16 protein-coding genes are annotated in these 25,375 nt (G+C 51.4%); 11 read left to right on the top strand and 5 right to left on the bottom strand.

The genetic code is table 11. The features are described 5' to 3' along the window. Positions 1–57 precede the first annotated feature (57 nt). From BUC01_RS23140 to BUC01_RS23120, 5 genes are read right to left on the bottom strand one after another with little or no spacing between them, the layout of a single operon-like run. Entirely contained in the window at positions 58–1,269 is a 1,212-nt protein-coding gene (locus tag BUC01_RS23140) for a phage minor head protein (RefSeq protein WP_083595491.1), read from the bottom strand. Between the two features lie 59 nt (positions 1,270–1,328). Continuing rightward, on the bottom strand, positions 1,329–2,627 hold the full coding sequence (locus BUC01_RS23135; protein WP_073315012.1) for a phage portal protein family protein: 1,299 nt from the start codon (positions 2,625–2,627) through the stop codon (positions 1,329–1,331). Positions 2,628–2,631: 4 nt separating this feature from the next. Next, positions 2,632–3,051, bottom strand: coding sequence for a phage protein Gp36 family protein (locus BUC01_RS23130; RefSeq protein WP_025834926.1), 420 nt, complete (start codon positions 3,049–3,051; stop codon positions 2,632–2,634). A 38-nt stretch (positions 3,052–3,089) separates the two neighbouring features. Next, complete coding sequence (locus BUC01_RS23125) at positions 3,090–4,622, bottom strand: hypothetical protein (RefSeq protein ID WP_073315010.1); 1,533 nt, start codon at positions 4,620–4,622, stop codon at positions 3,090–3,092. After that, positions 4,619–5,074, bottom strand: a complete 456-nt coding sequence (locus tag BUC01_RS23120) for a terminase gpP N-terminus-related DNA-binding protein (protein ID WP_034524690.1) — start codon at positions 5,072–5,074, stop codon at positions 4,619–4,621. Before BUC01_RS23120 ends, BUC01_RS23125 begins: the two co-directional genes overlap by 4 nt. A gap of 177 nt (positions 5,075–5,251) precedes the next feature. Between BUC01_RS23120 and BUC01_RS23115 the strand changes: the two genes are divergently transcribed. The 11 genes from BUC01_RS23115 to BUC01_RS23060 all read left to right on the top strand — a co-directional run bounded on the left by BUC01_RS23115 (position 5,252) and on the right by BUC01_RS23060 (position 24,619). Further along, positions 5,252–6,241 carry a hypothetical protein gene (locus BUC01_RS23115; RefSeq protein WP_025834922.1) on the top strand — a complete coding sequence of 330 codons (990 nt, stop codon included), beginning with the start codon at positions 5,252–5,254 and terminating at the stop codon, positions 6,239–6,241. Between the two features lie 26 nt (positions 6,242–6,267). Then, positions 6,268–7,446, top strand: a complete 1,179-nt coding sequence (locus BUC01_RS23110; RefSeq protein WP_244895784.1) for a hypothetical protein — start codon at positions 6,268–6,270, stop codon at positions 7,444–7,446. A 3-nt stretch (positions 7,447–7,449) separates the two neighbouring features. Continuing rightward, positions 7,450–7,851, top strand: coding sequence for a hypothetical protein (locus tag BUC01_RS23105; protein ID WP_025834921.1), 402 nt, complete (start codon positions 7,450–7,452; stop codon positions 7,849–7,851). A 30-nt stretch (positions 7,852–7,881) separates the two neighbouring features. Further along, a complete protein-coding gene (locus BUC01_RS23100) occupies positions 7,882–8,325 on the top strand; it encodes a hypothetical protein (RefSeq protein WP_025834920.1) in 444 nt (147 codons plus the stop codon). Further along, complete coding sequence (locus BUC01_RS23095; protein ID WP_034524687.1) at positions 8,288–8,596, top strand: hypothetical protein; 309 nt, start codon at positions 8,288–8,290, stop codon at positions 8,594–8,596. Before BUC01_RS23100 ends, BUC01_RS23095 begins: the two co-directional genes overlap by 38 nt. A 14-nt stretch (positions 8,597–8,610) precedes the next feature. Continuing rightward, positions 8,611–9,108, top strand: coding sequence for a hypothetical protein (locus BUC01_RS23090; protein ID WP_025834918.1), 498 nt, complete (start codon positions 8,611–8,613; stop codon positions 9,106–9,108). Positions 9,109–9,421: 313 nt separating this feature from the next. Then, positions 9,422–9,862 (top strand): hypothetical protein, encoded by a 441-nt coding sequence (locus tag BUC01_RS25985; protein ID WP_243462716.1) that lies wholly within the window; start codon positions 9,422–9,424, stop codon positions 9,860–9,862. A gap of 1 nt (position 9,863) precedes the next feature. After that, a complete protein-coding gene (locus BUC01_RS23075) occupies positions 9,864–13,766 on the top strand; it encodes a hypothetical protein (protein ID WP_073315008.1) in 3,903 nt (1,300 codons plus the stop codon). Beyond that, a complete protein-coding gene (locus tag BUC01_RS23070; RefSeq protein WP_073315006.1) occupies positions 13,763–14,224 on the top strand; it encodes a hypothetical protein in 462 nt (153 codons plus the stop codon). Before BUC01_RS23075 ends, BUC01_RS23070 begins: the two co-directional genes overlap by 4 nt. Before the next feature lie 45 nt (positions 14,225–14,269). Beyond that, positions 14,270–17,842: a hypothetical protein gene (locus BUC01_RS25635; protein WP_175560908.1), complete on the top strand. Its 3,573-nt coding sequence runs from the start codon at positions 14,270–14,272 to the stop codon at positions 17,840–17,842. 9 nt (positions 17,843–17,851) lie between these two features. Then, the gene (locus BUC01_RS23060) at positions 17,852–24,619 is read left to right on the top strand and encodes a fibronectin type III domain-containing protein (protein ID WP_073315004.1); all 6,768 of its coding nucleotides are present in this window, start codon (positions 17,852–17,854) and stop codon (positions 24,617–24,619) included. The last annotated feature ends 756 nt before the right edge of the window (positions 24,620–25,375 follow it).

Here is a 25,375-nt window from a genome sequence, read left to right as displayed (position 1 = left end):
GGGAGTCGGAGATATACCATTCTTTATTTTTAGATTATGCAAACTGACAGCGTAAATTTAACATACCCACAGGGTTTTCGGACTGACCCCATATTTCACGATATTCCCGCTTCCCTTGGTACGCTTCAGATCAGCCGGTCTTCCATTTATAGTCACATCCGGTGAACTTATGCCTGGAGTTTCTCCCAGATGTTCTATCCTGTATCCGGCACGCGCAAAGGTCAGGCACATCTCATGTTCCTTGTCGTACTTGGCCTGTTCCTGTTTGTTGCGTCCGCCCGCTTCTATACGGGTTTTCTCAGTCACCAGATAGCCTCCGTTATCACTGTCGTAAAGTTCTTTCTTCCACTGTGCTTCGTCGTATGCTTCGTACTGCTCCTGTATCTTCTTCCGTTCCGTAGTCATCCCCTTGATGACCTTGCAAGCGGCGCACAGCTCGTTGTCCGGCACTTTCGCCAACTTCAGCTTTCCCGGGCGATTGGGACAGTCTTTACATTTACTGATGGTATACGGATTGTATGCCGGGAAACATGCCATCTGTTTGCCCGGGTTGAACCGCATCATTTCCTGGTGTTTCCCCGCCGTAGCCTGGCTGCCCGCCAACATGGCTTCCTGTTCGTTACTTTCGGGATAATCACGTCGGAGGACACGGGTAACGGTGCAGCGGCAATTCCAATTATTCGGCGGGAAATATTCGTCCCAGAACTTGGAGGTTATGGGCAGCGTTACGTTGTGCAGTAACCGGTGGCTTTCGCGTACCCGTTTGTCGCCTACGGTGCGGTATTGCAGCAGATAGCGGTCACGGTCTTCGTCATCCCACCAGCCTTGCCACTTGGCGGCCATGTCGGCGGATGCCATGGCAAAGTTGTATTCCGCTTTCAGGTAGTACTTATTATAGTTCTCATTTACCTTTTGAACGTCGTTTAAAAAGCGTTCAAAGGGTTTCCGGTTGCCGTCAGCATCGAGCAACGAAGGAAATGCCTCATTCAATTCGTGGAAGGCCTTGAAGCCGGAGAAGACATAATTCGATTCCTTCAGGCGTTGCACGCTGATGTCGTCCAGCGGACGCTGGCGGATGGAATAGTTTACGGCATCATCCAGTACGGCAGCGTGTGTACGGACGAATTGTTGTACTTCTTCATCCTTCAGCATCTCCGGCGTAAACTCCGGCTGGCGGTGCAACCACTTCATAAGCAGGGCGAAGGCAGCTTCTACGCTGGCAGTATCCGCGCCCGCCTCTTCCTCTTCTTCTTTCTTATCCAGTTGCATTTTGCCTCCGAAATAAGACAGGCATGCCCGTTTGTGCAGCCCCGCGTAATCATCGGGGCTTAGTCGAAAAAAGGTTTTACGAGTTTTTGCTTTCCTTTGTCTTTCTTGTCCTTTTTGTCATCGTCATTATTATTGGCGCCCGGAACCACAACAGGCGCCGCCTCTCTCTCCCCAATGATAGGCACATTATACTTGTCAATGAAGTACTGCGGGTCTACCACGTATTTATCCAGTATCAGACGTTCGTATTCTACCTGCTGTTCAGGCGTGAAGTCGATACCTTCATACCAGTCGAAGCGGTATCCCCGCAACGGGAAACCGTGCTTTATCATCTTCGGAATGAGTTGGAAGTTGATAATGTCGCGCAGGTTGTCGGCATCCTTGCTGATCAGGTTCTTCAGCACTTCCAGGTGCACCTCGCTTTGCGAAAGCGACGCTCCGTTCTCCGTGGTCATGGTCTCGGTGAGTACACCTTTGGAAAGCTCGGAATTGGCCCGGTCTATGCGCTTGTCGAATACGTTGTAGGCATCGCCACGGGTGGATTCTTTGATTTCTATATCCGTTCCTTCGGGGAAGAGCGCCCAGCCTGCCGCGCCCATGCTGCCCAGCATCTTTTCAATGCGGCTCTGTTCCTTGGCGTCCCGGCTGGTGGTTTTCCCCACACGGAAAGGGATGCCGAAAATCTCGGAAAACATGTCCCAGAAGCTACAGACATTCTTCTTCGGGATGGTATGCTGGGCGCACTTCAGAAACAGGCCCAGATCATTGGGCGCACCGACTTCTATCACCCAGTCCGCCATTTCGGAGTTGCGGTAATCGTAACCGTTCTGCCACCTTTCCTGCTGGTTCACCACCAGTACGCCGTATTCCGGGATGACGTGGCGGCGGGGCACCAACTGCACGTTGCTGAATGCGGGGATGCCGTCCACTACGATGATATCTCCCAGCTGGATGAGCGAATGCCCCCAGTAGATGCTGTCCAGTGCCAGGTCCATAAAGGTCTTGAACCATGGAGACTCGAAGACGGCCGTCAGGTCGGGATTCTCATCGCCCTTCCTGTCTACGATGCGGAAGCTCTTGTTCAGGACGTAGCCTTTGCGCTGTCCTACGCAGCCGGTGAGGTGCATGTCCACTTCCACGTCGCCGTATACGTTGTATAACGGCACACGGTTGGGGTAGTCCACATTGATGGCATATTGCCAGGCATTGCGCCAGGTGCGCAGGTCCTTTTTGGTCAGCGCTTCGGTCTGTAGTTGCAGGTTGACGGAAAGTTGCGTCACCCGTTTCAGTTCGGCCGGATTATCCAGATTCACACGTCCCACCTTTACGGGATTTTGTCTTTTGTTTTTTGTTGCCATAATGTTACCAGATATAATCGTTCTTGGTTGCTGATCCGTAGCGGACCGGATTGTGGTAGTCTTCTTCGCCGGAAGGTCCGGTGATGGTGGGGACATTAGGGGTAGCGCGGCCATTCTGGATATCTTTCAAATACTCAATAGCCTTCTCATACTTCTCTTTACGAATATCATTTCCCATCCTGCCGGGAAGTGATGCGGACATGTGATAGAGCGCAATGTCGACGGCACATCCCACCAGTTCCGCATCACGTTCTTCGTTTTCCATAGCAAAGGCCGCTTTTGCGTCATAACGTCCGCCAAGGGCAGCGGCAATGCGCGACAAGGCACGCCGCTCCGCTCTCTTGCGGTTTTCTTCAGAGTTCTGCTGCATAATTTTCAAAGCATCTTCCCCTATCTGTATATAATCCTCTTTCGTGATGAACATGGCTTTAATCTTTAATCATTAATTTTTAATTTGCGAAGTCACCACGACTGTGACGGCGGTTGCCTCAATCCCATGCGCGGGGTGAAACTCTCTTCGCGTATCTGCTTTTGCAATTTGTAGATGGCGCCTTCATCGGCATCCGGCCCGTCATCGTGGGCGCGGCTTCCTTTCTCAAAGGCGAGGGTCTGTTCAATGCCGGTCTTCATGTCGTTGTCGGTCTTCAGCTTCTCGTTGTACCACACGAATCCACGTTCCCATAGCGGGCTGACGGCCTCGATACGGGCGAATTTGTCCGGCTTCTTGCGCTTGTCGGCAGTGACGGGTACCTGGTAGCCCCGCAGGTTGCCTTCACGCTCGAATTCATCCAGTATGGTGTCCTGCATGAAGTTGGCTTCCATGTAGATGGTGACGGCGGCATCTTCGGGCAGGGACTCCCAGAGATCATATACCCAGCGTACCATTTCGCCTACACTGCACTGGCGCACGAAGGCGCGCAGGCAGTGCAGTTCGGAGCGTTTAGCAGATTTCAGTCCGGGGCGCGGGCGTCCCCACAGTTTGGCGGCCTTGTAGTCGTTCTTGCTGCTGTCCTTGAAAGAGGGGTCGATGTAGAGCACAAGGCTTTCATAATAGCACGGTTTCAGCATCCGCCGCCATTGTATCCAGCGTTCCTGGAAGACGGCTCCTTCAGTGATGGGGTTATGCATGTATTCTTTCTGGAAACTGCGGTAGCCCATGAACTTCTCGCGGCTGCGCAGTACTTCCAGTGACCAGCACTCCGGCCAGGCAGGTTTCCCGTCTTTTTCAATGGCATATACTGTGCTGGTGTGTACTGTGTCGCTGTCGGTCATCTGTTGCAATACGCTGTTCTTGCTGATGAGGTTTCCCACCATAACGAATCTTCCTTCCTTCCCGCCGAAGCAACCGAAAAGGGCCTCCTTTATCCAGTTGGTCATTTCTCGTACACGTGCTTCGCTACGACACATTTCATCATCATCCAAGTCATCCACCACAATATAGTCCGGACGCATTTCACGGAAACGTAGTCCACGTGGCGACTGCCCACGACCACGGCTAAAGAAGGCACACAGGTCCTTGGTGACGAATTCGCCTTGCTGCCAACATCCGGCGTTGTACTGTTCACCAAAATCCTCGATGATGTACTGGTTGAACTGCAATTCCGCCTGGAGGTCTCCCAGGAAAGCATCGGCATTGTCTTCGCTCTTGCCTACAAGCACCATGACGTGCAGCTCGTTTTTGAATTTCAGCCAAAGCGGTATACCCACATCCAGATGCACCGACTTGGCATGGCCGCGCGGCCATTTGAAGACGGCACGCATCTCCGGGTGCTTTTCGATGTAACGGGCGGCATCATTGTGAAATTTGGCGTTCTTGCACTGGCAGTAATGGCTGAGGTATCTCTGACAGAAATACTCATAATCCTTCAGGGCACGGGCGATATTCTTCTTCCGTTCCGCCTCCGTCTCCGGCTTGCGCTTCGAGGTGATGCGCTGCAACCGGTTACAATGCTCTTCCCACCGTTTGAGGGCCTCTTTCTTTTCGTCCGCTGTCATTTTTGCTTGAATTTGATGCTCATGAAGTCGCTGTGCATTTGGTTGATGAGCATGATGAGTTTGTCATCCACTTCCGGATATTCCTCGCGATGGGCCACCAGCCAGTTCTCGAACTCGATAATGGTATCCACCTTGTTCACGATGTTGGTGTTCCGGTTGATTTCCTTAATGCCCTTTGCCGCCTTCACCAGTGAATCGGTCATACGGCTGATGCTCTTTTCATCGGCATCCGTATTCTCGATGGCTTCTCCCAGTTTGGAGAGAGTCATGGATGTGATGGACTCCTTGCTCATCTCACGCGCGGCACGTTCTTCTTTCCAGTTCTCCTGGTTCACCCAGCGGCTGACGGACTGCCGGGTCACTCCGGTCAGTTCCACGATCTGCATGATGGGCGTACCTTTCATGTAGAGGTGTTTGGCTACCGCTTTCTGTTTGCTCATGTCTTTTGCCATACCTTCTTGCTGCTTGATTATAGGGCAAAGTTGCGAAGCTCGCGGCGGGCGACGAAAAAACGGCGGAGGGGTTACAAAGTATTGCGGACAGGCTGCACGCTTCATCGCAACCGTTGCACACTTTTTTGTGCGGTTGTGCGCGTAGCCGTAAGTTTGCCCCAAAATGAGACGCAAATCATGGGAAAAAGAATCAGGATATCAAGTGAAAGTTTAAACTGCTTCGGCACGTGGGTGAAGACCGACGGCATCGATTACGGGCAATACCGGCAAAACCCCTTGCTGTTGTATATGCACCGTCGTGGAGAAATAATAGGTAGCATCAAGGATTTCCGGGTAGAGGGAAGGGATGTGACCGGGGAGCCTTACTTCGATGAGGTGCGGGATGAATCAAAAATTTTGAAACAACAGTTTGACAAGGACACGCTGAAGATGTGCAGCCCCTACTTTGAAGTAATAGAGACGAGCGACGCTCCCGAACTCCTGAAGCCGGGACAAACCCGTCCTACGGTGACCAAATGCAAGCTCCTTGAAGTAAGCATGGTGGATATGGGCGGCAATGACGACAATATCGTGCAACTCAGCTATCGGGGTAACGAACTGAAGCTGGCGGTAGGCGAAGACTGCCCGTCCCTTCCTTTATTGAAAACTAACGGCGGAGAAGCTCCGCCCAACAATAATTCTAAAACAGAAGAGACTATGAACGTAGATTTCAAAGCTATCGCCCTGAAGCTGGGCCTGCCGGAGACGGCGACAGAAGCGGAAATTCTCGCCAAGGTTGGCATCTTGCTGGGATATCAGACCGCCAATACGGAACTGCGCACGCAATTGGATGCCATGAAATTGGCAGGTGTCACTCAGATGGTGGACGACGCCGTCAAAGCTGGAAAGTTCAATGCCGACAAGAAGGACCACTTCATCAACCTGGGTAAGACAATAGGCGCTGAAAGTTTGAAACTGACGCTGGACAGCATGGCGGCTGTGACCAAACCGATGCAACTGATCAATCCCAGCGGCGGCGCAACGGGCGGCGGCATGGCAACCGGGCAATGGAACAAGCTCAGCGAGGTACCCGAAGGGCAGCTGAAGCTGATGCGTGAGAACGAACCGGACAAATACCGTGCGCTGTACAAGGCGGAATACGGCATTGAATGTCCGAAATTCAATTAATAACTAACAATTAAAAATCAAATCGAATGAATTCTATCTTGAAATTTGTTTGCGGCACGCTGTTCAACGTCCTGATGGGCGTGGTTCTGGCGTCGGTTGTGGGGTTCGACCCTGCTTATGGGGCGGCGACGGCAGCCGTGCCCCTGGTACTTGGAAAGTTTATGCCTGCAGGCGCCGCTTTTGAAGGCGTGTATACGGAGGTGTGGACCGGAGAATTGATAAAGCGTCTGAATGCCGGACTGAAGGCGGACTGGCTGAATGGTATTCCGGATTATTCCGCCAAGGTGGACAACGAAGTGATTCACCTGGTGGACGTGGGCGGCGATCCGGACGTGCTGGTAAACAATACGACTTATCCCATACCCGTACAGGACTTGACGGAAAGCGACGTGCCGGTAGGCCTGGACAAGTTCCAGACGAAAGCCACCCGCGTGACGGACGACCAGCTTTACGCCTTGTCTTTCGACAAATATTCCGCTGACGTGGAACGTCATGGAAACGCGATTCTTACAGTAAAGTACAAGAAAGCCGCCCACGCCTTGGCTCCCTACAGCCATACGGACAAAACACCGGTTATCGCAACCAGCGGCGCGGCCGACGAATCGGGACGCAAGAAACTGACTGTAAAGGACATCATAGCCCTGAAGCGTGCCTACGACAACATGGAGGTGCCCGAAGACGGCCGTGTGCTCGTTCTTTGCCCCGACCATGTGAACGACCTGCTGGAAGCCGACCAGAGCTTCAAGGACAAGTACTACAACTACACCTCCGGAAAATTGCTGAACATGTTCGGTTTCGAGGTGTACACGTATGTGAATTGCCCGTACTACACGAAAGCGGGCGTGAAGGTGCCATACAATGCCACTCCGGCGGCTACCGACCTGAAAGGTTCTTTCTCTTTCTACCGTCCGCGCATGTTCAAGGCGCAGGGAAGCACGAAGATGTATTACAGCGAGGCGCGTACCAACCCGACCACACAGGAAAGTTTGGTAAACTTCCGCCATCACTACATCGTGCTGCCTAAGAAGTTGGAAGCATTCGGCGCCATCTATAGCTGGGACGGCGCAACGGCACAAAGCAAGGACCAGGCCGTTCCGGCGGAAAAGCGCTGGGCGCAGGTTCGCCGTGAAGCCGCAGCTGCCGCCGCCAATGCCGCCGCAGACAATCCGGCGCCTGATGATCCTAACAGTGAATTGGAGGCATAACCGATGGGTGCACGAGGATTACGCAACAACAATCCGCTGAACATCCGTCTCTCTGCCACCACCCGGTGGCAGGGGGAAGTCCGGCCCTCACAGGATAGGGCATTCTGCCAGTTTGAAAGCATTGCTTACGGATATCGGGCAGGCTTGAAGCTGTTGCAGAACTACCGGAAATTGAACGGCTGCCGCACGATAGCCGACTTCATCAACCGGTGGGCGCCGCCTGTGGAGAACAATACATCCGGCTATATCAACCGTGTATGCAGGGAAATGCAGGTACCTTCCAGCTACGTGCCCGATGTGAACGACCGGGCAACGATGTGCGCTTTCGCCGCCGCGATGTCGCGGGTGGAGAACGGGGTACCGGCTGTGATGGCGGACGTAGTGGCAGGATGGAACTTGCTTTAGTGTTTAACGAACAGTGAAAAGTGATTAGCCATGAACTCGGACTTGATAATGCAGATTCTCCAATGGCTTGTGCCAAGCGGCATTGCCGGTTCCTTGTGGGCATGGCTGAGACATCGGGAGAACAATAAGGTAATCGCCGCCAAAGAGCGGAACGACGCTTATAAAGAAATGTACGACAACTTGTCGGGAACATTAATAGACTTACAGAATGAGAATATCAAACTTTACAAGGCGGTGCGCGAACTTAACCGTACTATCCAGAAAGCTTCTACCTGCAAGCATTATGCTGATTGCCCTATCCGCAGCGAGCTGCAAAAGTCCGGGACAATTGACACGGACCGTCAGCGGCACAGACAGCCTGCAAAGCAGAAGAGGGTTCGCGCTCCTACAGGAACCGGTACCGCCCAGCATGGCGAAGACCGTATTTCCGACGGGGATGCTGAATGCTATACCGATAGGGACGGGCTTCAGTAAGCGCAGCGGGCAGGCCACGGTGAATGTTACCCGGATATCGGGAGACAGCATTGAAGTGACCGCTACATGTGACAGCTTGGCACGGCAGGTGATTCTGCTGACGGAAGAACTGGTACGGATCAGGAATGAAACTTCGGAAGAGGTAAAGGAACTGCCTCCGGAGGTGATAAAAGAACCCACCGGTTGGCAATGGTTCCAAATATGGATAGGACGGATAGCCGTTATCGTTCTTATTCTGATACTGATTGGACGGCGATTAAACAGAACTTAAATAACAGAGAACTTATGAATGCAATATATGGATTGAACCAAGTGAAGTTTGCCAGTGAGGTAATCGGATGGATAGACGAACAAGGACTTCAACCGGCAGGCACTGCCCCTACACAGGTAGACGTATACGCAGCTCAGGTGAAGGACGGTCCCGTTGCCACAATCACCAGCAATCCGGGCAAGAAAGCGTTTACCTGTAACCTGATAGACCTGTCTACGGAAAGTTTGGTAAACACAATCGGAGGTACCAAAGATGCCAAAGGCAACTGGGAACCGCCTGAAAAATGGGAAAAGACCGGTGTGATGGATATCAGTTGCGACAGCGGTGAAACTATCCGTTTCTACAATGCGAAAGTGACAGGCAATGACTTTGCCAATGGCATCAACTCGCAGGGAGTGCTGGCACTGGCACTGAATATCGAGTTGCTTAAAGATGCGGATGGCAAACGCCTGAAGATATTTGCTAAAGGTATCGATCCTGATACGGGCAATCCGGTGGTTCCCGCTGAATGATTACACTCATGGCGGATTTTCAAACAGAATCTTTAGCGGCAAAGGTATTGGCGGACAACGGCATTTCTTTGCCGCTTCGTCTTCTTGGCGGCAGATACATCCGCTGGGTGCTGCGGGTTCCTAACCTGGAAAGCCGTACCCGCATGACCGGTATGTATCTGAAGATGGGCGTTCGCTACGATGACCTGAAGGCATATACCTTCGAGCAAAAGCTGGAGTTCATGCAGAAGCATACGAAGACGGTGAGCCGCATGGTGGCTTACGGCATTGTCCGGGGCTGGATATTGGGCCGGTTGCTGAACCGTCCGGTGGCGTGGATGCTGAGGAACTGCATGCATCCGGCGGCGCTGGAAGACGCTTGGATGCTCGCCATCAGCACCATGAATATTGTCCCTTTAGAAAATATTATCAGATTGGCGGAGGTGATGAACCTGATGTCGCCAAACCTGAGCCAAGGAAGAAGATAGAACGGGAGTTAAAGGGGTACACGGAACCCGCACATAGCCCGTTCGGACTGATAGGACAGATAGCGCGTGATACCGGATGGAGTGTGAACTACATCAAGCGGGGCGTTAATTACCCGACACTGATGCTGATGTGGCAGGATTACCCCTGCCATGTGGACGGACGGAAGAAGACCACGCTGGAGTACCTGCGTGAGCTGGAGGCGGAAGATAACAAAACCGCTTCTTCTGGAAACAAGAAAGGTATTGACCCGCTAAGTTATTTTCAACAATTAGAAGAGGAAGACTGAGATGGAACCCATAAAACTTGAAATATTCCTGGACGACAGGACCCGCAGCGGTATGCAGTCGGCAGAACGGAACATCACCGGACTGGAGACGCAGATGCAGGAGGTTATCAATATCCTGAAAAAGGAGTTGGTCGGCCTGCAGTCCGCATTCAAGGATGCGTTGTCTACGGGCGTTTCCTCGCCTTCCGACCTGGCGGACATACAGGCACTGAAAGGCAAGATTGTGGAGCTGGAGGAAGAACTGAAACGCCTGAAGAAGCAAGCGGAAGTTCCGGTGAAGCCGGATATCGACCTGTCGGGGTACATTACGGATGAAATCAGGGCCATGGAGAGTGCCGGGGAGAGGGTGAAGGCCATTATCATCAATATCCAGAAGGATATAGACTCACTGAGACAGAAATCGCTGGAATCAGCGGCAAAGGGCATTGTCAATCCGGAAGATACGGCAAAGATAAAGGCACTGGAGGCACAGGTACGCTCACTGACGGAAACGCTGATGAAGTATGAAGTGGCCAAACAGGAGAGCAACGACACGCCGATCATGCGTTATGACCCGGCCCCGAAACTGAACAACGTCAAGATGAGCATGCAACAGATCGCCCGCGAGCTTCCGGCACTGGCGATGGGACCGCAGATGTTCTTCCTGGCGATATCCAATAACATTCCGATGTTTACGGATGCGGTGGCATCGGCACGGAAGGAATACGAATTGATGACGGCCGCAGGGAAGAAGGCGACACCCATCTGGAAACAGTTGCTGACGTCGTTGTTTTCCTGGCAGACGGCGATGGCGGCGGCTATCACGCTGACGGTGGTGTATGGAAAGGAGATCGGGGAATGGGTGAAGGGGCTGTTCAAGGCTAAAGACGCTACGCTTGACTTATTGTCCGCTGAGCAGGAAATGGCATTGGCGCGTAGGAAAGCGTCAGACAGTATCAAGAAAGAACGGGCAGAACTGGATATCCTGTATGCCAAACTGAAGAGCACATCCTTATCAACGAAGGAACGCACGGCTGCCGTCAACGAATGGATAAAGCGATATCCGGAGTACGCAGGTGTCATAAATGGAGAAAATATCAATATTAGTAAACTGGATGCTGCATATAAATCACTGAAAGAACAAATATATGCTACCGCACTTGCACGGGCACAAGAAGAGAGGCTGGAGAAAGTTGCATCACAAAGGGATAAAGAACTGCTAAAAAGACAGGTACAATACAAAACCTATTTGCAGGCAAAAGCTGAATATGAAAAGGCCTTTGGTGAAGAGTCCGATGCTAATTTAGGCAATCGGCCAAAGGCTGAATTGGAAGGTTTCAAGCGGAGAACCAAGGAAAAAAAAGCCGCTATGGAAGAAGAATACCAAAAATGGGATGATTTGCGCAAAAATGTTTCTCAGTATGATAAGACAATGAAAAGCATGTCTGAAAAGATAGCGGCAGATAAGATTTTTCCTCAGCCCGAAGAAGGGACTTACGACTACTGGAAACAGCAACAGGATCGTGCAGAAGGCGTATTGAAAGAAATCAAGTCCGATGTAAAGAAGACTCTGGACGATGCTGCGAAAGAAGGTACCGACCTGTTTTCCCTGGGCATTGACAAGTCCGTGGTGGAAACATACAAAAAGGCGACCGACCAGATAAAGGAAGCCCGTAAAAACCTGAAGGTCTATGATAACGGAGACGGAAAGACAACCGGCGGTACCGATAAAAAGGATTACCAGACTGAACTTGCCGAAGCCCGCATCCGTGCCCGGCAGAAGCTGGAAGCCGCTACCGTCCAAGTGATGCAGGAGGGATACGAAAAGCGTCGTAAACTGGCTAAACTGGAATACCAGGAAGAACTGTCACGCATTGACCGGCAGGAGAAGAAACTGAAGGACAAGCTGGATCGTGCCAAACAAAGCGGTAAGAAGGTGAGCCCGGATGAATATAAACAAGTTCAGAACGATGCAAGCACCGAACGTGCCGCCGCCCTTCTTATTTATGAAGGTGAACTGGATAAAATCAATAAAGAGGCTACCGAAAAGGAACGTAAGAAGCTGGAAGAATACGCAAAGCAATTCCAAGGATATATCACCAAACGCACATCCACGGAGAAAAGTTTCGATGACAAGCGCGATGTCTTGCAGAAAGGCGGCGCCTCCGATGAAACCCTCAGCGAACTAGATTATCAGAAGGAAAAGGCTTTGGAGGACATTGACAACGAATTCGCCGCCCGTGAGGAAGTATTCAAGTCCTGGGCGGCCAATGTGGTGAACCTCAACCTCGAAGAACTGCAACGCCTGCTTGTGGAAGCGGAACGGGAATTGGAGCGGGCGGAATTCCTGAATCCGGATGACAAGGGGCTGGCAACAAAGCGTGCCAAGGTTACTACATTGAAGAATACGGTCAGCGGCAAAACGAATAATAAGGAAGAGGGAAAAGATAAGAAGGACAACAAGAAAAGCATTAAGGAATGGTCGGAACTGAACCGCGTGCTGGGGGATGTGGAAGATTCCTTCAATGATATAGGCAATTCCGTGGGTGACGTGGCCGGTGATATCATCAAGACCGCCGGCACCATATCCACGTCTACGCTGAGTATCATTGACGGCATAACCAAACTGTCGGAAGATTCGGCGGAGGCCATAGAAGGCACCACTGAAGTTGCGGCGGAATCCATGTCGACCGTCGAAAAGGCTTCCGTCATCCTTGTTATCATTTCGGCGGCCCTGAAAGTGGCGACCGCCATCGCAAGCCTGTTCAAACGTACGGATTATATGGAGGAATTCCGCAAGGAAATGGCCAAGCTGAACTATGAGCTGGCACTGGTCAAACTGAACGCTGAGATATCCACCGACAAGAAAAGCATATTCGGTGATGACCTGTGGGGCAACGCCATCAAGAATGTGGACCTTGCCAGAGAAGCCCTGGACAGATATAACGGCACGCTGGACAAGATCAAGAACCGCAAGATATTCACAGGCTTTGCGGGAGCGACGGCGGAGGCCATGGGGCTGAAGAATACATATAAGTCTTTGGGCGATTCCATCGCGAACATGCAGGTGAAGATACAGCATAAGACCTGGTTCAGGTCAGCTAAATATTCATCCCTGAAAGATGCCGTACCGGAATTGTTCAATGCGGACGGTACCGTGAATCAGGATGCGCTGGAGAAGTTCATAGGCTCGGACACCTTCGGTAAACTTAGCCAGGAAAACCAGCAGTACCTGCAGGAAATGTCGGACTACTGGAAGGCATACCAAGAAGCGGTGGAAAAGGTGAGGGACTACCTGACGGATATATTCGGGGAGCTTGGAGGCACTCTAACCGATACGCTTGTGGATTCGTGGGCCAATGGCACGGATGCCGCCACCGCCTATTACGATAGCGTGTCGGAAATGTTGGAGAGCCTTGGCAAACAGATGATTTATTCCACAATATTCGGCGACATCTTTGAAAAGGCACAGCAGAAGATGCTGGCCGTGACGCAGAATGCCGACCTGTCCGCCGATGAGAAATTCAAAGAGTATATAAAACTACTGGGCGGCATGACGGATGAAGTTCTTGGAAAACAGGGGGACTTCAACGCGCTGCTGGAGGCCTATCAGCAGATGGCGAAAGATAAGGGATTCGATATATTCAAGCCGGATGAGGACGGTTATTCACAATCAGGGCGAAGCGGAGCGTATACTGCCATGAGCCAGGAACAGGGGACTTTACTGGAAGGAATAGGAAGGTCTGTGCAGGATCACGTAAGCGGGATGCACCAACTATTGGAAGAACTAAAGAAGGGACGTGACGCGGACCATGAGATATTCGTGCAGATAGCGGAGAATACGGCTTATTGTAAGTTGCTTGAAGATATTCTTGAAATCATCACCCGGCAGGAACGTGACGGGGCAAAAGTAAAAATAGTATGATGAACTTAACCGGATATATGACCATCAACGGCGTGGATGCCTGGACGGATTACTTCGCTTTCCTATGCGAGGACAAGGTGGATGATAGCTTCAACTTCGGGGAATTGCAGAAGCCTTTGGAGATGAAAGAATACACCACTGTGGAATTCCGGGAGCGTGACGGCGAGGAACTTCCGGACGTATTGCCTTCACCCCGCTACAAGGCACGGGATGTAACGTTGTATATAGCTGTGTATGCTTCGACGTTATCGGAATACAACACCCGCCGCGCCGCATTCATGGAAGCCATCCGTGCGGGTTGGGTGAACCTGAAAGTGAAGGAATTGCCGACGGCATACCGTTTCTATTATAAAGGAATAACGGATGCCAAAGTTCTGGAGGATGCCACGGACGGCAGAATTATCGGGCGTTGGAAAGTGAAGTTCCGGGAGCCGAAACCGGGATTCGCCGTGGAGTGACTTAGGGTTCACGGAGTTTTTAAATGACGATTAAATAGTATTTGAATGGAGCTTAAAATCTATAATCAGAACGGAGAACTGAAACTGACGGTCAGCACGTCTTCTTCATCAACCTGGAACACGGAGTTGATGACGGAGAATGCCGTGTCCGCCAGCTTTACCCATCCTTTTTATGTTCCTCTGGACGTGAACGACTATGTGCTGTTATCGGGGATAAAGTTTTCTATTAATAAGGAATATAAGCCTAAACAAAAATCGACTCAGGAATATACCTATTCCGTCAAGTTCTACGGTCCGGAGCATGACGCTCAGCGGGTGATGTACCTGAACCTGACGGATGGGCAGTATGATGTGCAGTTCTCTTTGGATGGCAGTCCGCGCGAGCACCTTAAGAAGTGGGTGGATAATATGAACCGCATCTACGGGCGTGAAGTCTGGAGCATCGGCGACGTGGTGGCGGCTCCCAATCAAACGATCGAATACAACAACTTGAATTGCTGGGACGCGCTGGCTTCAATGGCGGAAGCCTTCGAGACGGAATGGTGGGCGGACGGATTTACGATGAACCTGTCGCGCTGCGAACGTGGAGAACGTGTTTCCCTTGGCTATATGCAGGGGCTGACTTCACTTACCCAGTCGGAGAACAGCAATGACGTGAAGTTCTTCACGAGGCTGATTCCTTTGGGTTCGACGAAGAACATCGACCGTAGCCGGTATGGTTATTCCCGTCTTCAGCTTCCGGATAAATCCACGTATGTGGATAGGAATACGCAGTATGGCTTATATGAATATGTGGAGGAAGCGGCGTTCGCTGAGATTTTTCCGCACTATACGGGAACGGTTACTTCGGTTCGTACGGAAGAGAAGACGGGGGATGACGGAAAGAAATTCACTGTGTATTATTTCAAAGATACCGGTATGGCGTTTGACCCTTCTTCAAAAGAAAATGAGATTGGCGGGCTGGTGAAACAGGTGTCCTTCCAGACGGGTGATCTTGCGGGGCGTGACTTCGAGGCGAATTACCACTCCGACACTAAAGAATGGGAAATCATCAACATATATCCTGATGATGAAACGCAGATACCTGGCGGGAACCTGATACCTCGCGTTGGGAATACCTATATTCCCTGGAACTTCCGCATGCCGGTGGAGTATGAGACTCAGGCGGAACTGGACTATAAAGCCGCTGTGGATGACTATCTGGCGAAATTCAGTGAGGATATCTCAAAGTATGGCGGCGACACGGATTATATCTATATAGATAAGAATAGTGTGCCGCTGGTGCTCGGTCAGAATGTACGTCTGTTGAGCGATGAGTATTTCGGTGAGATCGGCTATCGGGACAGTCGGATGACGAAGGTGGTGCGGAAACTGGATAATCTGTCGGTTGCTACGATTGAATGCAGCAACCAGGTGGGGAAGGGGTGGAAGACGCAGGTGGACAATAGCATTAATGAGTTGAAGTATGTGATAGGTCAGAAATGGGAAGAGATCATGATTGATGTCTTGAAGACATGGGATACTAAAGAGCCAAGCAACTATAATGTATTTTCCGGTTTACGTTCGCGTGCGGAACACTTGAGTAAGAAGTATCCGGATGTAGCCCAAGGATTAATAAAGTTTTTAGCCGGTATAGAGTTGGGTCCCTTTTCTCCTGGCGCTCTCGGTTCCGGCGCCGCCATCCAGATTAACCCGCTAACCGGCAAATCCTACCTTGAGGTTGACGAGCTCTTCGTGCGTATGAAGGCCGTCTTCAAGGAACTGGTCATCGAGTCGTTACGCCATATCGGCGGTGAGCTGGTATTGTCTCCCGCCCGTATGAAGTGCGTCCGGGTTGAAGAACAGGATGACGCCTATCGTTGCTACTTTGACCGGGGCGGGGCAAATGAATCAGGCCGGTATGAAGTTGAACAGGAATTCACTGCCGGCGCCCAGGCCAGATGCCAGGTGTTCACCGGTAGCGGCCAGAAATATTACTGGCGCCTTGTCACCGCCGTGGGCGATGACTACATTGACTTATCAAAAACCGACTGCGATACTGGTAGCGACCTTCCTAAATCCGGTGACGACATCTGCCAGCTCGGGCACCGCAGCGACGAATCCGGCATGAACGCGATCGTCCTGTCCGCATACGGTCCTGACGCCCCGTCCTATAAGCAGTATGCCTATATCGACAGCTATTCCCTTGCAGGCAAAGAGGTCAGCGTGACCTCTCCGAAGGGCAACAGGTATGTCGGTGACTTCATCCTGAAAACCGGTGTCAACATAGCCACCGAGTTGCAGATACTTGAGAACCTGATCAAGACGGAGATTCAGAGCGTGGAATACGTCCTGAACGAGACCGACAACTACCTTCTGAACGCCTCCTTCGTGAAGGACATGGAGGGCTGGGTCCGTGATGACGACGTGCAGGTATTGGAGGCTGAGGAATTGTTGCAGGCCAATTCGGAGTACCTTTCCGATGCCGGCAGGCTTGCCGGCGTAGTGACCTATGACGGCAAACTGTGGCTCAGGTTGAAAGACAGCTACGTAAAGCAGCCCAATGCCAACCTTACGCAGCCCGCACAATCCGGCAAATTCTATGTATCGCTCCGTTATATCTGTACCGGCAGCGGCACCTTGACCTGCGGCTTTTCCGGTCAGGGACTATACAAGACCGCCTCCATCGCCATCAACCGCACTGCACGCATGTTTGAGTTCTCCGGCAATTGGGACGGTACGGGTGACTTCCTGATACAGTTCACCGGCGATATCCATATCAACCTGGTAACGCTGACCAACCGTCCGCTGGATGACTTCAAGCAGGAAGTGAACAGTACCTTTACCCAGATGGCGGGCAGCATCAAAGCCATGGTGACCTCCATCGACAATATCAACAATACCATCAGGGACAGCGGCTGGCTTACCACTGCCGACGGCACCAGGATCTGGGCTTCCGCATGCTGGCCGGACGGCACCAGGGCCATCTCCCTCTTTACCGTGACGCCCGACGGCATCTTCCTTGATTCCTCGCACATCAACCTGAAGGGCATCGTCACCTTCGAGAGCTTCGCCCCCGACTTCCAGACGGCTTACGAGCAGGCGTTCGGCAACGCGAGCATGACGGCCAAGGACGATGTGGCGCGGCAGCTGGGCTATTCCAATTACGCGCAGCTTGTCGAGAATGCCGCCACCGGCGGTAAGGCTGTCCTTGTAGGCGGGTATCTCAACCTGGAGCTGATAGACGTTGACACGCTGATTGCCGGTAAGGTCCTGACCAATAAGGTGGTCACTTCCTTAAACGGCAGGCGCGTCGAGATCGACCCGGAAACAAACTCCTTTAAAATGTTCAATGAAAACAATGACACGGTTTGCGAAATGACTTTCCTCGAGCAATCCGACATGCCCTACCTGCCCCGCCTGCGCATGCGCGACTACAACAAGAATCACGAATTGGTCCGAACCGCCTATTACGGCGCAGGCGGCGCGAACATTGAGGACCTTATAGGAGGCTCCGGCATCACCTTGACGCAAGGCTCGTGCCGCATCTACCAGCTTGATTCGAGCAGGGACTGCGTCCTTCAACCCGGCAGCCTGTCTTTTTACCGTGACGGCAAACTTTATAAAAAATATGAATAATGCATAACTATGGGACTATTAGACGAATTATCCGATAAAGACTTGCGCGACCTTGCCGCCCTGGTTGGTCCGTATTTGAAAGAGTCCTCCATCCAGGTTGAGAACGTTCCTTCCGCCGAAACTCTTGACGGCATCCGTTCCCTTCCCGGCGTGCAGTTCTTGAACGGCGTCAAGCGTACGGTAGCCGTTCCGGTATCCTCATTGAAAGGCCGTGACGGCGACAAGGGTCAGAGCCTTGATTTCATCATATTGGGCAGTTATAACACCTTGGACGATCTGAAAGCCGCCCATCCGAACGGTGCGGACACTCACGGCCTTTTTAAGGTCGGAGACGCGCTTTATATCTGGGCGGGCGCCAAATACGAGCCCCTGAACCTTGACGTGTTCAAGACCTTCAGCCTTGAGCAATTTGTCGATGTGGGGTTCACCGGCAATGATATCACCGTTGACTTCTCCAGGGCGCCCTATGCGAAAGTGACACTGTCCGGCAACGCCATCATTTATAACGTGTCAATCAAGAACACAAGGGACGGCAGCTCCGGCAAGATCCTTGTTTTCCAGACGGGTTTCAAGCAGATCTCCCTTGCCGATAATATCAGGGGCACGGTTGACCTGCCTTTAAACGGGGATACTATAGCGCTGTTGAGCTATCACCGGATAGGGGACGTGATTTATATGCACAGCAATACCGTGCTGGGAGATATCCAATATCCGACGCCTCAGAAGGTCGTTGACTTTCAGGTCATCTATTCCGACGCCAACTCCTGCAACGTACAGTGGACGGCTCCCTGGGCCAATAATATCTATGACAAGGTGACCGAATACGACATCCGCTATGCGAACAGCCTTGTAGATGCCAATGAGGCTACGGTTTGGGGCGGTCTGAAGAAGGTGGATAATCCGCCATCCCCTCTGTCTCCCGGTGAATTGCAGACCCTGAACATCCCGGGTCTTACGCCTGACAAGGAATACTACATCTATTTGAAGTCCGTCAAAGCCAATTATGGCATCAAATACACCTCTGAAGCATCAGAACCTGTGTACTTCAAGACGCTCGGCAGTGAAGATACCACTAAGGCTTACCGTATCGGACTTACGAAAATGAATGTCGTGGCCCAACAGTCCGCGGAGACTGAGGGTCTGATTGACGAGCAGGAGAACAATGTCTATAAGGATGACGGCTATATCGATGAGCGTTTCAAGAATTATCAGACTTTTTTCCTTGGCGGCCTGTACAGCCGTAGCGGCATTCCTTACGACATCTATATTGATTTATTTTCCCAATATAATCTGGATAAACTTTATCTGTACACTACCAAGATTGAACTGTCCGTCTATGTCATGCGGGATATCGGTTATGACTGGGAGAAGGCGGGTGATATCACTATAACCTGGAGCGCTTACGGAATCGTCAACTTCGGGGGGCTTCATGCCCGTTTTATCAAGCTGTCTTTCGACCGTATGCATGTGGGCAACCTCTCCTATCCCGATGAGCCTGACGGCTTCGAAGGGCCGTTGAAATTCGCTGAATTCAACCAGACCATCCAGCCGGTTTACAACATCGTCCTGTATGGGCGCCCGATATCTCAGAAACCGGAAGGCATTTATGAGCCTCTAAGAAATTCAACTGTCAAACGTACGGTTGACCAGTTCTTCTGCACGAACGGGCAGCTCTATCACCAGGGGCGCATCCAATCCATGTGCGGTGGCTCCAATGCGCGTTTGTTCATCAATCACGAATGGTTTGTTCCGTCCGATAACGGTAAAGCCGTCTGGGAGAATATAGCTACCTCCAATTTCGATGTTGACAATTGCGGCTGGGTTTCCGGCAACAACGGCACCGGCCAGGAACTTGAGGAGCATTTTCGGGACACCTACGCCCGCTTCGGCTTAAAGCCTTTCATGACCTTCAAGGGTGGCAAGATGAAGCCTTGCGTTTATGACGATACTTTCGCCCACTGGCGTCCTCTTGATTCCTATTGGTTGCCAAACGCTCCTTGGAAACCGCTTCCGATCAAGGGCGTCGGCGGTCTTGACAGGTATTTCAGCCACACCTATGACCCGAACGAATACAAAACTCTCAGCCGTCTGGTCTATGCTCTTTCCGCCAAGTATGGGAATAATTCTAATATCAGCAATACAAGCATGATTCGTAATGATTCCGGCTCAGGGTTCGGCTTGAATCTTATATCCGGGATCGAGTGGGGCAACGAGCCTGACGGTGGCTGGGACGGTTTCCACCAATTTCACCGTCCTGAAGAAAATGCCGCGATCGCGTCCGCCTGTACGGACGGCAACGGGGGCTCCATGAAAGACGAGGATGGAAACGGCTTCTTCGGTCTGAAGACCGCCGACCCGAATCTGCTGGCCATCCATCCCGGATACGCCGGCATCCATCCCGGCATCTGGGAGTCTGAAATGCTCAGGTGGAACTCCGTCCGCCCCAAGGGCGGCTTCCCCGTGGACGTGATCAATGTCCACCAGTACTTCGCCAACACCGGCAACCAGAACAATGGCAGCGGTGAAGACGTGCAGTATGCCGTTCCTGCCGATTACGAGTTTGAAGTGAACGGGAATACCGGGCGCGGCTTTCAGAAAATAGTAGAATTCCGCAACCGCTTTGCCCCCAACAAGGAAATCTGGCTTACGGAGTGCGGCTTCGGCGAGTCCGGCGGTCGGGATACGAAATCCGCCCTGCAATGTTTTTCCGTCCCTGGCCGCTATATAGGGAACTGGCTCATTCCCGACCGCCACCGTTCCGACGTCAAGGGAGCCTATATTGTGCGCACGTCCATGTACCTGATGCACCTGGGCTTCAGCCAGATCAACTATTACGGCACGGAATGCGAGAATGACTATTTCGATGCCGGGCAATACGGCACCGGTCCCGGTACGGAGATGTGGCATTGGGATGATTGCGCGGACGATACCCCCGGCGCCAAGTATGCCGCCATCGGGAGATACGAGCATACCTTCGCCCGCGGCGGCTTCGCTTCCATGGGCATGTTCGGCAATATACTAGCCAATGGCGGTTATCCCATCTCCCGCGCCTATTGGTATGCGGCCACGATGCGTTACAGGCTGAAGGATTATATCCATGTCGGCCGGAAGTACCTCGACGACAGCAAGATTATGATATTCTGTTTCAAGAAAGTAAACGAGGACAAGGGCGCCTACGTCGTATGGTACAATGACCGTATCAATACGGGCGTTGCCGACGTGGAGATACCTTTGCCGGCAGGAATCAGCAAGGTTATCCATGTGACGAATTACGTTCCGGATATCACGAACCCGGAGATTGTCCCGGCTAATCTTGGCAATGACGAAGCCCGCACGGGGCTTGCTTCCGCCCGCCATGAACGGTACGAGGGTGGCAAATGGGTGGTGAAGACCCGTGGAGCTTATGCGCGGGGCGCCGCCAGTTATCCGATTAATCCTAAAGAGGGCGATGAGGTGGTAGTCCTTCCCACTTCAGCGGAGAATCCTTATTTCCCCATTGCCGGGCCTGTCAAGGCGATAACCTCTTCTAACGGCTACAAGTTGCAGGCGCAGCAGTACGAGCGCTATAATGCCAATACCGGCAAGTATGAAGTGGGATATTCCATTTACAACGCCTGGAAACAGGCGGAGGCGTGTTGCGACTATATAGACTATACCGAAGAGGGCCGGCATGGGGTGCGTGGCGATGAAGAAATCCTCGACATTATCCGTGCAACGCTGATAACCAATGTTTCCGAATTCCCGGAATACTATTTCTTTGATGCGGCCCCGGAACCGGACTTTCGTTCCGAAGTGAAGAACTTCACTTCGCGCACCATCAACAGTTCAACAATCGAGCTGTGGTGGAACAATACCAATACGGAGGATACGGGGTACCAGATATTCGTTTCAGACTTGCCGGAGACCGGATATACCTTGCTGAAGACTATCAATGCCGGCCTCGAAAACAAGGCGACGATTTCCGGCATTGCTCCCGACTCCACGAAGTATTACCGTATCCGTCCTGTCAAGGGTAACCAGCTTGGCAGTATGAGCGATTATACGAGTGCGAAGACTTACAGCGAAATTCCCACTCCGGAGAATGTGCGGCTATCCTCCCGGACGGCGACAAGCATCACGCTTGCCTGGAATTACCCTTCAGGGGTGGCTGATTTCCATCATTATAAGATTTATCGCGGTGATGAATCGGATACCTACAGCCTCCTGACGACAATCAATGATATCAGTATAAAGGCATACACGGACAGCGACCTGAAGACCGGTTCGGCGTATAAATATAAACTCCGGGCTGTGGGGTTGAACGGCGAGAGCGTGTACAGCAATGTGCTGGATACCCGTACCCTTCTCCCGGAAGAATGTTCGCCGGTGGTGACTTATGCCGTGACGAACAAGATAGGCACCAGGATAACGATGACCCTCGACCTCCCGGTTGATGAGATACCGGTTGCCGCCGTAGCGGATTTCTTGCTGACAGAAGAGGGTAACGAACGCCTGATTACCGCTGTATCCCGTGATTCCGGCAACCATCGGCTGATCCATCTTTCTATTCCCGAGAACTCCTTGCAGGATTACAGCAAGAAAACCAGCATCCGTTTGTCGTACACCGGTACAGGCATCGTGTCTGAATATGGCGTGACGATGGACGCCTTTGAGAATATCGTCGTAGGCAACACTATCGGCAATTACGCCAATATAGAAGCGGTTTACCAGGTCAACTTCGGGCGCCCGGATGTGGAGATAACCGATGAACTATGGAATAACATCCTCAATCCCAATGAAAAGGACGTAGGCTACGGCACCCGGTTCCAACTGCGGGACACTTACGGGCGGCTGTCACCTGTCTGTATCCATTCCGTCAAGGACGGTAATAATGTGAAATTCGACGGCGCCCGCAAAGACTTTGGCTGGACCGGGCTGGAAATAGCCCCGGATGAGGTCACGGGCACCACTTGGGATATACCTGCCGGTACCGCTGATAACAGCCATGCCGGCAGGCTGCGTCTGACAAACCTGAACGACGAGCGCCGGTATACCGTCAGCATGTTTTCCACCACGACACGCAACCCTGACAATACAATACGGATTCGCGTAGGCGAGATATACTCCAACGCCTTGAATATATTCAAGAACGAGTCCACATTCGCGGTTATCGAAGATTGCCGGCCTGTCAACGGTATGCTGGATATCGATGTGTTAAGCGCCACATTAGGCAAGTCCTCTATGATTAACTTCATGCTGGTTGAAGAATATAAATCGAATGAAGAGCCGGAGGGCAACGACGTATATATCCGTGACCTCACAATCCCGGAGGCTGAGCTTGGTGTGGTAAAGAGAGCGGATATACATTTCAACCTGAATGTTATCGGCAAGGTCACGCATGTGAGAATAGCCGATACGGAAGAAGGCGTCGCACAAGCGGCATGGCTGCCCGTCGGTGAAGACCTCAGCCTGCCTTATGCCATTACGGGCGGATTCGGAAATAAGACTTATTATATCCAAGTCAAGAACCAATATACGGAATCCAATGTAAAGAGCATTTCACTGGAGTACCGCGATCCTTATGAACCGCTGGAGCTTACCAACATCTATGTGAACAATGATGACGCGGAGACCACGGAACCCGATGTAAATGTCTTTTTCCAGTTGCATGGTATTCCCACGCATTACCGGCTGTCCGAGGATCCGGCCTTTGCCGGGGTGTCTTACCGGGTCTGGGGAGAGGGCGCGGCGAAAACGTTTACCCTGTCTGACAGTACGGCCTTGAAAACAGTATACGGGCAGGTGAAAGGCGTGGATAATTCCGGTACGGCCGTTGAATCCGCTGTCAAGGCCGATACGATCCGGTATAATAAGTACCGGCCGATAAGCCTTAGCGCGGTTATTATTAATGCCGGAGCTTCTGAGACTTCCAACAGGGAAGTGCTAATAGCCCTGGACATCTCCGGGACCAATGCCCCGACGCATTACCGGCTGTCCGAAAGCGGCACCATGGCGGGGGCGGGTTGGGTTGAATATGACGCTTCCCAAGCCATTACGTTTACGTTGTCTTCCGGCACCGGGCTTAAGACGGTATATGCGCAGGTGAAGGACTCGAAGAGTGAATCTTCTATTATATCCGGTAATATCAGCCTTGTCGTTTTTACAAAAAAGCTGTTATTGTCCTTTGGTTGGCATCCTAAGGACTCGGATGACGGCGTATCGTACAAATACGTTTCATTCGATGAGCTTCCGGGGGTTAACCGCGCGAGAATCGGCATAGGGGCTAACGAGCGGCAGAATATGCTGTGGAACGACATGTCCGCCGCCGGTTACCTGACCGTCTTCGGCACTTATGCGGTAGCCGTCAATAACAACTTGGTGGAGAATGGCAACCAGGGAGCCGTGACGGGCAACAATTCCGGTGATTATCCGGACGAATACCTCAAGAGGTGCTCTTACAACGCGACTTATTGGGGCGACGGGAAATGGATTTCCAAGCTTGAGATTCCTGCCGGAAATTACAGGTTCAGATTGTTCGCTTCCACGATTGCGACAAACAAGAATACAGAGGGTAAGCAGGCGCGTTATGAACTTGTGACGGCGGGATATGGCACTGATTCTGAGACTGTGCATGAGTTCCCGCAACCGGATGGGTATGATTTCAGAAACAATACGGGCCGGTGGCTTGAGAAGGAAGTGACCATTACCGGTGAGGTATATGTCAGGATTGTCGGTCTGGCCACATGTAACAATGCGATACAGCCGATCAATATGTTGGAGGTGATTCCAAAAGAATAGAAAATCCCGTCCTACCATCACTGGCAGGGCGGGACAACGACAAAATAAGACTGATTAAAAATCAATCTGCTACAAAGGTAAGAATTCTATGTTTTAATTTCCCTTTAAGAGGTATTTAAATGCTATCTAAAAATAAATGAAAAATCACATTTCGTTTTGTGTTAACAACAGCAAAAGGCTTACATTTTGTTTTGTAAATGAGCTACAGGACGTTTTGCGGTTTTTAAAACTATGGTCTTAAACGAATTTGCACCGAATTTTAATCGAATTTATACCGAATTTGCTATGCAGCATATCTGGATATGCTTATAATAGTATCTTTTTCAGGTGCTTTTTCGCCCCTTTCGCGCGCACGGATATATAATTATGTATAGTGCTTTGTACCCATCCACGCCCTCCTTGAAAATTATGTTCTGCAACATCCTTGTCAATCAACGAGTTACCAAATTGTTTCAAAAAACCTGCGAAAAAGTGTCAGATATATTTGGAGTGCATTGTAATATCCACTACTTTTGCATCCGCTTTCCAAGAGATGGTAAGCCTTGCAATTGACATTCTGACAGAAACGGTGTAAGAACGCTAACGTTTTTCTTTTCTTTTGCCCTAATTCCAATCAAGAATACGGCAGTCGAAAAGAAAAAAGAAAAAAACTTCCGAAAATATTTGGAAGTTATGTGATAAAGTTCTTACCTTTGCACCCGCTTTCCGAAAGGAATGCAATCGATGATTGATTTACTGATTAAGAAACCGGTGTTG

The sequence above is a fragment of the Bacteroides stercorirosoris genome, assembly GCF_900142015.1.
GTDB lineage: Bacteria > Bacteroidota > Bacteroidia > Bacteroidales > Bacteroidaceae > Bacteroides > Bacteroides stercorirosoris.
This window is presented reverse-complemented; position numbering and strand designations above follow the sequence as displayed.

Bases quoted from the DNA above. Each gene is read 5' to 3' on its own strand.
- BUC01_RS23140 (WP_083595491.1), bottom strand. From the start codon at position 1,269: ATGCAACTGGATAAGAAAGAAGAAGAGGAAGAGGCGGGCGCGGATACT.
- BUC01_RS23135 (WP_073315012.1), bottom strand. From the start codon at position 2,627: ATGGCAACAAAAAACAAAAGACAAAATCCCGTAAAGGTGGGACGTGTG.
- BUC01_RS23130 (WP_025834926.1), bottom strand. From the start codon at position 3,051: ATGTTCATCACGAAAGAGGATTATATACAGATAGGGGAAGATGCTTTG.
- BUC01_RS23125 (WP_073315010.1), bottom strand. From the start codon at position 4,622: ATGACAGCGGACGAAAAGAAAGAGGCCCTCAAACGGTGGGAAGAGCAT.
- BUC01_RS23120 (WP_034524690.1), bottom strand. From the start codon at position 5,074: ATGGCAAAAGACATGAGCAAACAGAAAGCGGTAGCCAAACACCTCTAC.
- BUC01_RS23115 (WP_025834922.1), top strand. From the start codon at position 5,252: ATGGGAAAAAGAATCAGGATATCAAGTGAAAGTTTAAACTGCTTCGGC.
- BUC01_RS23110 (WP_244895784.1), top strand. From the start codon at position 6,268: ATGAATTCTATCTTGAAATTTGTTTGCGGCACGCTGTTCAACGTCCTG.
- BUC01_RS23105 (WP_025834921.1), top strand. From the start codon at position 7,450: ATGGGTGCACGAGGATTACGCAACAACAATCCGCTGAACATCCGTCTC.
- BUC01_RS23100 (WP_025834920.1), top strand. From the start codon at position 7,882: ATGAACTCGGACTTGATAATGCAGATTCTCCAATGGCTTGTGCCAAGC.
- BUC01_RS23095 (WP_034524687.1), top strand. From the start codon at position 8,288: ATGCTGAATGCTATACCGATAGGGACGGGCTTCAGTAAGCGCAGCGGG.
- BUC01_RS23090 (WP_025834918.1), top strand. From the start codon at position 8,611: ATGAATGCAATATATGGATTGAACCAAGTGAAGTTTGCCAGTGAGGTA.
- BUC01_RS23075 (WP_073315008.1), top strand. From the start codon at position 9,864: ATGGAACCCATAAAACTTGAAATATTCCTGGACGACAGGACCCGCAGC.
- BUC01_RS23070 (WP_073315006.1), top strand. From the start codon at position 13,763: ATGATGAACTTAACCGGATATATGACCATCAACGGCGTGGATGCCTGG.
- BUC01_RS25635 (WP_175560908.1), top strand. From the start codon at position 14,270: ATGGAGCTTAAAATCTATAATCAGAACGGAGAACTGAAACTGACGGTC.
- BUC01_RS23060 (WP_073315004.1), top strand. From the start codon at position 17,852: ATGGGACTATTAGACGAATTATCCGATAAAGACTTGCGCGACCTTGCC.